Source organism: Xylanibacter rodentium (assembly GCF_013166575.1).
Classification (GTDB): domain Bacteria; phylum Bacteroidota; class Bacteroidia; order Bacteroidales; family Bacteroidaceae; genus Prevotella; species Prevotella rodentium.
Map to the genome: position 1 here is coordinate 88813 of NZ_JABKKE010000009.1, position 12502 is coordinate 101314.

The window sequence follows — 12502 nt, forward strand, 5'->3', positions numbered from 1 at the left end:
TTGCCTGACTCCATTCCGCAGCATGCAGTCATCCCTGCTGGATTTTCGTGATACTGCCTTCTTTATGTTGTGTTACAAGGATTGTCTCGATGGCTTTCTCTATACCCTCTTTGTCTATGCCTGTGATGTGTTGCAGCTCGGACACGGTGCCGTGCTCCACAAAACAGTCGGGCAAACCAAGACGTATTATACGTGGACAATGGCCATGGTCGGCCATCCACTCAAGCACCGCCGAGCCTAACCCACCGCTGCGCGAACCGTCCTCGACAGTGACAACGCGACTGAAGCGTGAAGCCACTTCACCAAGTATGTGCCCATCGAGCGGCTTTAGAAAACGCATGTCGTAGTGGGCTATGCTCACACCGGCATGACTGCGTTCCACCTCGTCGATGGCTTTCGCGGCGGTATTGCCTGTCGGACCTATAGTAAGTACGGCCACATCGCGGCCCTCTTTCAGTTTTCGGCCGGTGCCGACGGTTATTTCCTCCAGCGGACAATGCCAATCGGTGCGTACACCGTGACCGCGCGGATAGCGTATCACAAACGTACCCTTGTCCGGCAGTTGCGCCGTATACATCAGTCTCCTCAATTCACACTCGTCCATGGGCGAAGCTATCGTGAGGTTGGGAATAGGCCGTAGGGCGGCCATGTCGAAGGCACCGTGATGCGTGGCACCGTCTTCGCCAACCAGTCCGGCACGGTCAAGACATATCACTACAGGCAGGCGCATGATGGCCACGTCGTGTATTATGTTGTCATATGCCCGTTGTGCAAATGCACTGTATATGTTGCAGAACGGCAGAAGTCCGTCCTTGGCCATACCTCCCGAAAAGGTCACGGCATGCCCCTCGGCTATGCCCACGTCGAAAGTCCGGTCGGGCATGGCCTCCATCATGATGTTCATCGAGCAGCCCGTCGGCATGGCCGGGGTCACTCCCACTATCTTAGGATTCTGTCTGGCCAGTTCGAGCAACGTGTGGCCGAACACGTCCTGATATTTAGGCGGCATATCAGGAGCCTCATTCTTGATTATCCGGCCGGTGGCGGGATCAAACTTTCCCGGTGCATGCCAGATGGTGGCAGCCTTCTCCGCCGGTTCATATCCCTTGCCTTTAACGGTGTGCAGATGCAGCAGTTTAGGTCCTTTCATGTCCTTAAGCTGTCGCAGTATGCGCACAAGTTCCTTTACGTTATGTCCGTTATAGGGACCGAAATAGCGGATGTTGAGTCCTTCAAAGATGTTCTGTTGGTGACTGATGGCCGATTTCAAGGCGTTGCCAAGACGTATCAGCCCATTGCGGCGGTCATCGGCAAGATATCCCTTTGAACGCAACCAGTTGCCGGCACGGAAACGTAGGGCGTTGTAAGTCTCGTTGGTGTTCAACTGCAACAGATATTGCTTCATGCCGCCCACACTCCTGTCTATGCTCATATTGTTGTCATTCAGAATGATGAGCATGTCGTTGGGAGTGGAAGACACGTTGTTAAGTCCCTCGAAAGCCAGTCCGCCGCTCATGGCACCATCACCGATTACTGCCACGACATGACGCGGGGCGGCGTTTTCTCCACCAGACAGGAAGCCGTTTTTCTCCCTGCTTTTTTCCGCAACAGCCATTCCGAGCGCGGCGGATATGGAGTTGCTGGCATGCCCGCACACGAATGTGTCGTACTCGCTCTCTGCCGGGGAAGGGAAAGGCATTATGCCGTGCAGCTTGCGATTGGTGCAGAATTGCTCGCGACGCCCTGTGAGAATCTTATGCCCATAGGCCTGATGGCCCACATCCCATACGATGCGGTCTTCCGGAGTGTTGTATACATAGTGCAGCGCGACTGTGATTTCCGCCACACCAAGACTTGAAGCCAGATGACCGGGATTGACCGACAACTCCTCAACGATGTCGCGACGCAACTCCTCGCAAACCTCCGGCAGCTGATCGACGGTCAGTCTGCGCAGATCATCAGGATACTTTATATGGCCGAGAAGGCCTAATTTGTTTTGCATTACAGTCAACAAATATAAAATACGTTGCAAAGATACGCTTTTATTTCGAGATAATTGTGAATAAGAACAGAAATCAGTACATTTGCAACACCAAGCCGTTGCGGAAAAGAATGAATGGCTTTTATCCGTCAGTCATCTTAAACAGATGATTACGGCTACTTTAATACATAATATACAATGAGATACGGAATAATAGGAACAGGAGCCGTGGGCGGATATTACGGCGGAATGCTTGCCCGTAAGGGCCACGAAGTACACTTTCTTCTGAACAGTGATTATGATTTTGTAGCCGCAAACGGCCTTCAAGTGGACTCGTGCAACGGCTCGTTCCGTCTGCCGCATGTCAACGCATGGCGCTCGGCTGCCGACATGCCGCAGTGCGACGTGGTGCTGGTATGCCTCAAGACCACCCTCAACCGCGCCCTCGCCACCATGCTGCCGCCGCTGCTTCACGAGCACACCCTCGTAGTGTTGATACAAAACGGCATAGGTCCGGAGTACGATCTGCAGGCAATATTCCCGCACCTGAACATTGCAGCCGGACTGGCATTCATCTGTTCGGCCAAGATAGGGCCCGGACATATCGACCACCAGTGTTACGGCAATATCAATATCGCCCCATACGGAAATGCCGACAAGGCTATCGTCCGACAGGTTGTTGACGACCTTAAAGCCTCGGGCGTAGGTGCTGCCCTGACCGGCTACGACGAGGCACGATGGAAAAAGGCCGTGTGGAACATGCCGTTCAACGGCATGACCGTGGTGCTCGACACCCGGACCGACCGTCTGCTTGCCTGTCCGTCCACACTTCAACTCGTGCGCGGACAGATGTCCGAAGTAATCGGAGCGGCCCGTGCACTCGGTGTGGAGGGTATCGACGAGGCCTTTGCCGACAAGATGATACGCAACACACTGGCAATGAAGCCGTATTCACCATCGATGAAACTCGACTATGACAACCGCCGTCCCATGGAGATATACTATCTCTACACACGCCCCATCGCAGAGGCGCGGCGGGCCGGCTTCGACATGCCGCGCCTGTCCATGCTCGAAGCCGAACTGAAATTCATACAAGAACGATATGCAGATAAGTAGATATTCAAGCTGAACCTTTTTTAATAAACAACAAAAGCGTCTGAAGAATTTTGAGTATCTTTGCACACGAACCATCATAAAAGATACTGAAGTTATGGAGAACGAGATATTCATAGACACAATAGAGACATACAACAACATATGGGGCTTGGAGACACGGCATCCGTTGGTGGCCGTGGTAGACTTGAACGGGCTGTCGCCCACTGCCGAACCCGCCGAGGTGACCTACCACTACGGCATATACTCACTGTGGCTCAAACAGACATATTGCGGTGATATCACTTACGGACGCCTGCCATACGACTATCAGGAGGGCACGGTGACGAGCTTTGCCCCGGGCCAGACTATCCACGTGAAGCATGCGCCCGACTATGTGCCCAGTGCTGTCGGTCTGCTTTTCCATCCCGACATGATACACGGCACATCGCTCGGACGCGACATACGCCAATACTCTTTCTTCGACTACTCCTCGCGCGAAGCTCTTCATCTATCGGAAAATGAGAAGGCCATCTTCCGCGACTGCCTCGACAAAATACGGCAGGAGACGGAACGGCCCGCAGACAGCCACAGCCGCAAACTGATATGCCGCAACATAGAACTGCTGCTCGACTACTGCATGCGCTTCTACGACAGGCAGTTCAACACACGACGCGACGCCAATCTCGACATTCTCACACGCTTTGAAGACGAACTGAACAGCTATTTCCATGGCTCCGCGCTTAGAGACGGGCTGCCGTCTGTCAAATACTTTGCCGAACGTTGTTTCCTTTCGCCCAACTATTTCGGCGACCTCGTGAAGAAGGAAACGGGCCGCACGCCTCAGGATTTCATCCAGACCAAGATAATAGAACTTTCGAAGGAAGAGCTGCTGGGCACCAAAAAGACAGTGAGCGAGATTGCATACGGGCTCGGATTCCAATATTCGCAACACTTCAACCGATATTTCAAACGCAACGTGGGCCGCACACCGAGCGAATACCGCAGGGAGATGGCATGACCCCCAAACCGGATTGGCCAAACTGCCGGCAAGGGCTTCATACACGCAGCCTGTCATCTGTTGTCCGCGAAATGCATCCGTCGGACCGTCAGTTTGAATTTATTTTACTTTAACGTATGTTAAGCGACATCCGTATCGCGATTTCCGGACAAGGCTCCGAAAATCGCGTTTTTTGCTTCAAACAGGGAGTGCTGATTATCAGCATGTTACAACAACAAGGCTTTGTCAAGAAAGCAGAGAGGGCCGTTTCGCCTTGCAATAAGGCCGTTATTGCATTGCGAAACAGGCCTCCTTGCACTGCGAAACGGCCGTTGCGGGAGTGCCGGGAGGCCCTTACGGCAGGAAAATATGGCAAAAAACGCGTGTAAAGAAAGCAGAGAAGGCCTCCCGGCTTTTCTATTTCACGAAAAACAAAATGCGTTTTTTTCAGAATAATACATACATTATTGTCTGTGACGGATGCCATCGCACAAACGATGTTCCGGCCTTTTGACCGGCTCGACAGGTCCAAGCCGGCATGTCTCTGAATAAACAGCATTAATAAGCAATGATGATTTTCATATATCATCAACGCAAAGATAAAACACCCGCATCAAAACAGTGCATGCAAATATACGGAATAATCATAAACCCCCGAACTTAAAAAAACGTGTTATTTCTTTGCAGTTTGAATCGTTTGCTGTATCTTTGCAACGCAAAATATTGATACAACGACAGATGAGTACTTCAGACTTCACTCATATCTTGACACGAACGGTAGACAAACTATCAGAGCCAAAATCATTGGAGGGGCTTTTTCATCAACACCGTGACGGCAATCCGCTGCCGTCGGGCAAAACTCTTGAAGAGATTATAGAGTTGTCGCGTGCCATATTGTTTCCCGGATATTTCGGCAAGTCGTCTGTCAATATCAGCACCATCCGCTATCACATCGGTGTCAACATCGAACGCATGTATACCCTGCTGTCCGACCAGATTATGGCCGGCCTGTGCTTCTCGTGCACGGCAAGCCACGAGGCAGGCATTCCGCAGGCGTGCCGCTGCAAGGCCGAAACCATGGCCGCAAGACTCATAGAGAAGCTGCCGGAGATACGCCGCATACTGGCCACCGACGTCGAGGCGGCATACAATGGCGATCCGGCGGCCGAGAACTACGGCGAAATAATATCGTGCTATCCCGTGATAAAGGCTCTTGTAAACTATCGGATAGCCCATGAGCTGCTTGTGCTCGGCGTGCCGCTGATACCGAGAATAATATCGGAGATGGCCCACTCGGAGACCGGCATCGACATACATCCCGGAGCACAGATAGGCCATCACTTCACGATAGACCACGGCACGGGCGTGGTGATAGGCGCCACATGCATCATCGGCAACAACGTGAAACTGTATCAGGGAGTTACGCTCGGGGCAAAGAGTTTTCCGCTCGACGCCCAAGGCAACCCGATAAAGGGCATAGCCCGACACCCCATACTCGAGGACAACGTTGTCGTATACTCCAACGCTACCATACTCGGACGCATCACGATAGGGCGGGGCTCCATCGTGGGGGCCAATATATGGGTGACGGAGGATATGGAACCGGAAAGCAGAAAATACAAAAGACAATAAAGGATTATAACAGAAACAAGGCGAACAATCTGTCGTTTCCGTCAAGCAGGATAAACATAGCCCGACTTGTTATTGCTACATACAATGGCGAAAATACCAAAGACGAAACCGGACAATACCGCTCGCTGAACAAAAAGACAAATGAAACAGGAATTCGAACTGATTGCCAAAACATTCATGGGCCTGGAGCCCGTACTGGCAAAAGAACTGACACAACTGGGTGCTAACAATGTGCAGATAGGACGGCGAATGGTATCGTTCACGGGAGACAAGGAACTGATGTACAGAGCCAACTTCCAACTGCACACCGCCATAAGAATACTCAAGCCGATAAGCCACTTCAAGGCGAAATCGGCCGACGATGTATACAACGAAGTCAAAAAGATTGACTGGACGAAATATATATCACTCGACAATACATTTTCCGTTGACTCTGTGGTTTTCTCAGAAGAGTTCCGCCACTCCAAGTTTGTGTCATACAAGGTTAAGGATGCCATTGTAGACCTGTTTCGCGAAACCACAGGCAAACGGCCCAACATCAGTGTGACCAATCCCGATCTGCGCCTCAACATGCACATAGCCGAAGACCTATGCACACTGTCGCTCGACTCGAGCGGAGAGAGCCTGCACCGACGCGGCTACCGTCAGGAAAGTGTGGAGGCACCGCTCAACGAGGTTCTCGCCGCCGGTATGATTCTTATGACAGGCTGGCAGGGAGAAACCGACTTCATCGATCCCATGTGCGGCTCGGGTACACTGCCAATCGAAGCCGCCCTCATTGCACGCAACATGGCTCCCGGACTGTTCCGTAAGGAATTTGCCTTTGAAAAATGGGCCGACTTCGACAAGGACCTTTTTGACTCCATCTACAACGATGACTCGCAGGAACGCGAGTTCAACCACAAGATATACGGCTACGACATCGACATCAAAGCCGTAAATACGGCACGCCTCAACGTAAAAGCCGCCGGTCTGACAGGTGACATCGTTATAAACGAAGCCGACTTCAAGACATTCACCATGCCGGCAGAGAAGAGCATAATGGTCACCAACCCGCCTTACGGAGAGCGCATATCCACCCCTGACCTGCTCGGCACGTACAAGATGATAGGCGAAAGACTGAAACACCAGTTTGTCAACAACGACGCATGGATATTGAGCTACCGCGAGGAATGCTTCGACCAGATAGGTCTGAAGCCGTCGGTAAAGATTCCGCTCTTCAACGGTTCGCTGGAATGCGAATTCCGCAAGTACCAGATATTCGACGGCAAACTGAAAGATTTCCGCGGTGACGGCGGCATCGTCAAGACCGAAGAGGAAAAGAAACAGATGGCTGAAAGGAAATTCAAGAAAGAACGTGAATTCAAAAAGCGCAACGACAACAACTACGAAAACAGCAGCAACAACGAAGATAACGACATTCGTTCGTTCAAATTCCATCACCGTGACCTTGACAGCATTCTGAACCGCGACCGTAAGCGCACCGGTGGGGAAAGGGAAAAGAAAAATTTTGACCGCGAGCGCAATGAGACCGGACGCGACCGCAAAAGATCCAACCGCCCCAACCGCGATTGGAACGGAAAGGACCGAGACCGTGACGTCAAAAGCCGAGGCGGGCATGAACGTTTCGACCGTAGCGGGAAGAAGTTCGACAAAGGGAAACGTGACTTAGGAAGAAAATCCAAGAAATACGACGATGAGGATTAAACACAACATAGCATTATCTTTGTTGCTCATGCTGCCATTGCCTGCCATTCAGAACATGCCGTCGCCCGTCGACAGCGCTCAGGCGCAACAGTTGAAACAGTTCAGCCTGGAAGATCTCAACTTCGGCGGTACCAACTACCGCAACATGATACCGGCCAACATGTATCTGACATGGTGGGGCGACCGGCTGATGTATCAGGACGCCGAAGAATGGGGCACGGTGGACATGAAAACGGGCTGCAAAACCAAAGTGGCGACACTCGAAGAGGTGAACAAGACTCTTCAAGAGGGCAAGATTCGCTCGGCCATGAGCGTGCGCTTCCCCTACCCCGACCGGACGTTAGCCCTGCTCGGCAACAGCCGTGAGCGCATACTGTACAATTGGGCGGAAGGCAAAGTGGAATGGCGACAGCCGTGTGAAGGAGAGACAGAGAGCAACTGGAACACTGTGTCCAAGGCTGTGGCTTTCGTCAGAGACAACCAACTCTGCGTGACCGATGCCAAAGGCAACACCAAAGTGCTGACCAAAGACGGCAGCCGCGAGATTGTATACGGACAGGCCGTACACCGCAACGAATTCGGTATAATGAAAGGGATATTCTGGAACGCAGATGGCACAAAGTTCGCTTTTTACCGCATGGACCAGACCATGGTGACCGACTATCCGCAGGTAAACACATTCACACGAGTGGCCGAAGAGGAACCAGACAAATATCCGATGGCCGGAATGACAAGCCATAAAGTCACTGTGGGCATATACGACATGGCGGCAGACCGGACCGTATATCTTGACGCAGGCGACCCTACCGACCGCTATTTCACCAACATCGCATGGAATCCCGACGGGAAGACGGTCTACATGTTCGAGCTCAACCGCGACCAGAACGACTGTGCCCTTGTGAGCTACGATGCAGCCACAGGCAACCGGCTCGACACACTCTATCGCGAAACGAGCGAAAAGTATGTGGAGCCGCTGAATCCGATTGTATTCCTGCCATGGGACAACACCAAATTCATCATCCAAAGCCAACGCGACGGCTACAACCATCTGTATCTCGCAGACGCCAATACACGGCTCTATCCCGAAATGGTGTCTACGGATGCGGGCTTCAGATACAGCAAATCGCTGAAGACGCGACAACTCACGAAAGGCAACTTCATAGTGCAGCGCCTCATCGGGTTCAACACCAGACAGAAATCAATAATCATCGAGGCCAATGCCGCCAATCCGCTGCAGTGCAACATATATGCCGTAAACACAAAGAACGGACGTATGACACCGCTCGACAACGGTCGCGGAGTTCACTACGGCGTGCTGTCGGCTTCGGGAAATGCGCTTTACGACAAATACAGTGAGCCGGACGTTCCACGCAATATCGAAGTGGTCAACACATCGTCGGCCAAACGAGACATGATATTCAGCGCTCCGGACCCGTGGAAAGGGTATGCCGTGCCGGAATATTCTACAGGCAGCATAAAGGCCGCTGACGGAAAGACCGACCTGTACTGGCGCATGGTGAAGCCCATCGGGTTCGACCCCGCAAAGAAATATCCGACGGTGGTCTACGTCTATGGCGGACCGCATGCACACAATGTGGATGCACGCTGGCACTGGGCGAGCCGTTCGTGGGAGACGTATATGGCACAGAAAGGCTACCTGCTCTTCATTCTCGACAACCGTGGCAGCGAAAACCGCGGCACGGAATTCGAGCAGGCCACATTCCGCCATCTGGGACAGGAGGAGATGAAAGACCAGATGAAGGGCGTGGAATATCTCAAGACGCTGCCATACGTGGATACCGGCCGCATGGGTGTGCACGGATGGAGCTACGGAGGATTCATGACAATATCGCTGATGACCAATTATCCGGAGGTGTTCAAAGTGGGCGTGGCCGGTGGTCCTGTCATCGACTGGAAATGGTATGAAGTGATGTACGGCGAGCGCTATATGGACACACCCGACAGCAATCCCGACGGCTACAGGCAGACAAGCCTGCTTGACAAGGCAAAAAATCTGAAAGGCAAGCTGCAGATTATAATAGGCATGAACGACCCGACCGTAGTTCCGCAACATGCTCTTCAGTTCATCAATGCCTGTACCGAGGCCGGCACCCAACCTGACTTCTTCGTATATCCCGGTGAGGGCCACAACATGATGGGGCACAAGAGCGTACATCTGCACGAAAGAATTACACAGTATTTTGAAGACTATCTAAAATAAGAACGACATGAAGATATTATTGTTAGGAAGCGGCGGACGCGAGCATGCACTGGCATGGAAAATTGCACGCAGCCCGAAAGTGGAGAAACTGTTTATCGCTCCCGGCAATGCCGGAACATCCGGATGCGGTGAAAATGTGGCAATAAAGGCCGACGACTTCGAAGCCTTGAAAGCATTTGTCGCAGAAAACGGTGTGGACATGGTGGTGGTCGGTCCGGAAGACCCGCTCGTAAAGGGTATATACGATGACTTCAAGGCCGACGGACGCACCAAGGACATACCTGTGATAGGCCCTTCAAAGGCCGGTGCCGTGCTCGAAGGCAGCAAGGACTTTGCCAAAGGATTCATGCAACGTCACAATATCCCTACTGCAAGATACAGGACATTCGACGGAAACACGCTCGAAGAGGGCCTGAAGTTCCTCGAGACCCTGCAAGCTCCATACGTACTCAAGGCCGACGGACTGTGTGCCGGCAAGGGTGTGCTGATACTGCCGACGCTCGACGAAGCCAAGAAAGAACTGAAAGAGATGCTCGGAGGAATGTTCGGAGGCGCATCGGCACAAGTGGTCATTGAGGAATACCTCAGCGGTATAGAGTGTTCGGTATTCGTCCTCACAGACGGCAAGAACTATAAGATTCTGCCTGAGGCAAAGGACTACAAGCGCATCGGTGAGGGTGATACAGGTCTGAATACCGGTGGCATGGGCAGCGTTACACCTGTCCCGTTTGCCACTAAAGAATGGATGCAGAAGGTGGAAGAACGCATCATACGCCCCACTGTCGAAGGACTGGCGGAAGAGGGCATCACCTACAAGGGATTCATCTTCTTCGGCCTCATCAACGTAAATAATGAGCCAATGGTGATAGAATACAACTGCCGTATGGGCGACCCGGAGACGGAGAGCGTGATGCTGCGACTGAAAAGTGACATCGTTGACCTGTTTGAAGGTGTGGCCTGCGGCGACCTTGACAAGCGCACTATAGAGTTTGACGAACGTGCCGCAGTATGTGTGATGCTCGTCAGCGGAGGTTATCCGCAGAAATACCAAAAAGGTTACCCCATCACAGGTATCGACAAGGTTGAGGACAGCATCGTATTCCATGCAGGAACAGCATCCAAGGACGGACAGACCGTAACCGCCGGCGGACGCGTAATCGCCATAAGTTCATATGGCAAAGACAAGGCCGAGGCTCTGCAGAAATCGTTTGAAGAGGCTCTGAAAATTGATTTTACCGACAAGTACTTCCGCCGCGACATAGGAGCGGACCTGTAAGCGTCTAAAATTGAAAGTTGAGAATTGAGAATAATTGAGAATTGAGAATTGAAAGTTGAGAATTATGATATGCTTCAAGACTTCCACACAACATAAGCGAACACTTTATGCAGCATATCATAATTCTCAACTTTCAATTCTCAATTCTCAATTATTCTCAACTTTCAATTCTCAATTATAAAATTTATGAAGAGAGTACAAAACGTCATTTCCGAAAGCAGACTGACATTGCCCGTCGTGGCAACATACGGCATGGGGACATGGGCGGCAGCCGGACTATTTCACGAACAATGGTGGATACAGTTGGCATGTTTTGCCATATCCACTTATCTCATGATAGAGTTGAACAACAGCAATGCACTGATACGCATATACAGCCGTATGGTGTCGTGCTCGTTCATCATCCTATCATCAGCGATGTGTTTTCTGTTCTGTTCCATCAGTCAGGCTATTGCCGAACTGTGCGTCATTGCATCCTACATCATGCTCTTCCGATGCTATCAGGACCGTCAGGCCGCAGGACGCACTTTCTACGCATTCATCTGTCTCGGACTGGCAAGTATGTTTTACGTACATACCTTATTCTACGTACCGGCTGTATGGTTGCTCATGGCGTTCTATCTGCAATCATTCGGATGGCGTTCTTTTCTTGCTTCTGTCATCGGACTTATAACTCCCTACTGGTTTGCTTCCGTATACTTCATCTATCTTGAAGACTTCTCGCTGCCGGTCCAGCACTTTTTGCAGTTGACCGACTTGCAGTTCCCATACGACTACACACAGATTACATTGCAACAAATGGTGACATTTGTCTTTGTAATCATAACAGCCACAACCGGCACGATACACTATCTGCGCACGAGTTTCAACGACAAGATACGAATCAGGATGCTATACAACTGTTTCATTGTCATGAACATACTGTCGACATCATATCTCATCGCACAGCCACAGCACTATGATTTTCTGATGCGCATGATTGTAATCAACACCAGTCCCCTTATAGCTCACTTCATCGCCCTTACACACACACGAGTCACCAACATCTCATTTTGCATAATAACCATATCGGCACTGCTTCTCACTGCATATAACTTATGGATTTCATCATCGGCATTCTTATAGATTACGGCTACTGGGGCATGTTGCTGGCCGCATTTCTTGCCGGCAGTTTCCTTCCGTTCAGCAGCGAGGCCGTCATGGTGGCCCTGCAGGCTGCCGGTCTTGACCCTTGGGGGCTAATCATTTACGGCACCATCGGCAATGTACTCGGCGGTATGCTGAATTACGGTGTAGGAAGAATGGGAAAAACGGAATGGATAGAAAAGTATCTCCATGTGAAGAAGAAAGACCTTGACCGCGCCATGCGCTTCATGGCAGGCCATGGAGCATGGATGGGCTTCTTCGCCTTCCTTCCATTGCTCGGCAGCGCCATCACCATTGCTCTCGGACTGATGCGCTCAAATATCCCAATATCATTTATAAGTATTACCACCGGCAAGTTGCTCCGATATATACTGCTCGTATACGGTGCAAGTTTCATGATATGAGCTCCACATACTCCGTATTATACAAAAAAGTGTGCCAAAATGC

Annotated in this window: 9 protein-coding genes; 8 read left to right on the forward strand and 1 reads right to left on the reverse strand. The window is 51.3% G+C overall.

The genetic code is table 11. The features are described 5' to 3' along the window. Nucleotides 1-28: 28 nt before the first annotated feature. The gene (gene dxs / locus HPS55_RS06955; RefSeq protein ID WP_172176283.1) at nucleotides 29-2002 is read right to left on the reverse strand and encodes a 1-deoxy-D-xylulose-5-phosphate synthase; all 1974 of its coding nucleotides are present in this window, start codon (nucleotides 2000-2002) and stop codon (nucleotides 29-31) included. Between the two features lie 177 nt (nucleotides 2003-2179). On the opposite strand from dxs, the gene HPS55_RS06960 reads away from it, so the two are divergent. The 8 genes from HPS55_RS06960 to HPS55_RS06995 all read left to right on the forward strand — a co-directional run bounded on the left by HPS55_RS06960 (nucleotide 2180) and on the right by HPS55_RS06995 (nucleotide 12459). Beyond that, nucleotides 2180-3097 (forward strand): 2-dehydropantoate 2-reductase, encoded by a 918-nt coding sequence (locus HPS55_RS06960; RefSeq protein WP_172176285.1) that lies wholly within the window; start codon nucleotides 2180-2182, stop codon nucleotides 3095-3097. A gap of 94 nt (nucleotides 3098-3191) precedes the next feature. Next, the gene (locus HPS55_RS06965) at nucleotides 3192-4094 is read left to right on the forward strand and encodes a helix-turn-helix domain-containing protein (protein ID WP_172176287.1); all 903 of its coding nucleotides are present in this window, start codon (nucleotides 3192-3194) and stop codon (nucleotides 4092-4094) included. Between the two features lie 717 nt (nucleotides 4095-4811). Next, nucleotides 4812-5705 carry a serine O-acetyltransferase gene (locus HPS55_RS06970; RefSeq protein WP_172176289.1) on the forward strand — a complete coding sequence of 298 codons (894 nt, stop codon included), beginning with the start codon at nucleotides 4812-4814 and terminating at the stop codon, nucleotides 5703-5705. A gap of 141 nt (nucleotides 5706-5846) precedes the next feature. Next, nucleotides 5847-7412 carry a THUMP domain-containing class I SAM-dependent RNA methyltransferase gene (locus HPS55_RS06975; RefSeq protein ID WP_172176291.1) on the forward strand — a complete coding sequence of 522 codons (1566 nt, stop codon included), beginning with the start codon at nucleotides 5847-5849 and terminating at the stop codon, nucleotides 7410-7412. Continuing rightward, complete coding sequence (locus HPS55_RS06980) at nucleotides 7402-9633, forward strand: S9 family peptidase (RefSeq protein WP_172176293.1); 2232 nt, start codon at nucleotides 7402-7404, stop codon at nucleotides 9631-9633. Before HPS55_RS06975 ends, HPS55_RS06980 begins: the two co-directional genes overlap by 11 nt. 7 nt (nucleotides 9634-9640) lie before the next feature. Further along, nucleotides 9641-10909: a phosphoribosylamine--glycine ligase gene (gene purD, locus HPS55_RS06985; protein ID WP_172176295.1), complete on the forward strand. Its 1269-nt coding sequence runs from the start codon at nucleotides 9641-9643 to the stop codon at nucleotides 10907-10909. Nucleotides 10910-11095: 186 nt separating this feature from the next. Continuing rightward, nucleotides 11096-12034, forward strand: coding sequence for a hypothetical protein (locus HPS55_RS06990; RefSeq protein WP_172176297.1), 939 nt, complete (start codon nucleotides 11096-11098; stop codon nucleotides 12032-12034). Next, entirely contained in the window at nucleotides 12007-12459 is a 453-nt protein-coding gene (locus HPS55_RS06995; protein WP_172176299.1) for a YqaA family protein, read from the forward strand. The genes HPS55_RS06990 and HPS55_RS06995 overlap by 28 nt, the downstream gene beginning before the upstream one ends. Nucleotides 12460-12502: the final 43 nt, after the last annotated feature.

Excerpts from the sequence above, each read along its gene's own strand:
- dxs (WP_172176283.1), bottom strand. The coding sequence starts at position 2,002 with ATGCAAAACAAATTAGGCCTTCTCGGCCATATAAAGTATCCTGATGAT.
- HPS55_RS06960 (WP_172176285.1), top strand. The coding sequence starts at position 2,180 with ATGAGATACGGAATAATAGGAACAGGAGCCGTGGGCGGATATTACGGC.
- HPS55_RS06965 (WP_172176287.1), top strand. The coding sequence starts at position 3,192 with ATGGAGAACGAGATATTCATAGACACAATAGAGACATACAACAACATA.
- HPS55_RS06970 (WP_172176289.1), top strand. The coding sequence starts at position 4,812 with ATGAGTACTTCAGACTTCACTCATATCTTGACACGAACGGTAGACAAA.
- HPS55_RS06975 (WP_172176291.1), top strand. The coding sequence starts at position 5,847 with ATGAAACAGGAATTCGAACTGATTGCCAAAACATTCATGGGCCTGGAG.
- HPS55_RS06980 (WP_172176293.1), top strand. The coding sequence starts at position 7,402 with ATGAGGATTAAACACAACATAGCATTATCTTTGTTGCTCATGCTGCCA.
- purD (WP_172176295.1), top strand. The coding sequence starts at position 9,641 with ATGAAGATATTATTGTTAGGAAGCGGCGGACGCGAGCATGCACTGGCA.
- HPS55_RS06990 (WP_172176297.1), top strand. The coding sequence starts at position 11,096 with ATGAAGAGAGTACAAAACGTCATTTCCGAAAGCAGACTGACATTGCCC.
- HPS55_RS06995 (WP_172176299.1), top strand. The coding sequence starts at position 12,007 with ATGGATTTCATCATCGGCATTCTTATAGATTACGGCTACTGGGGCATG.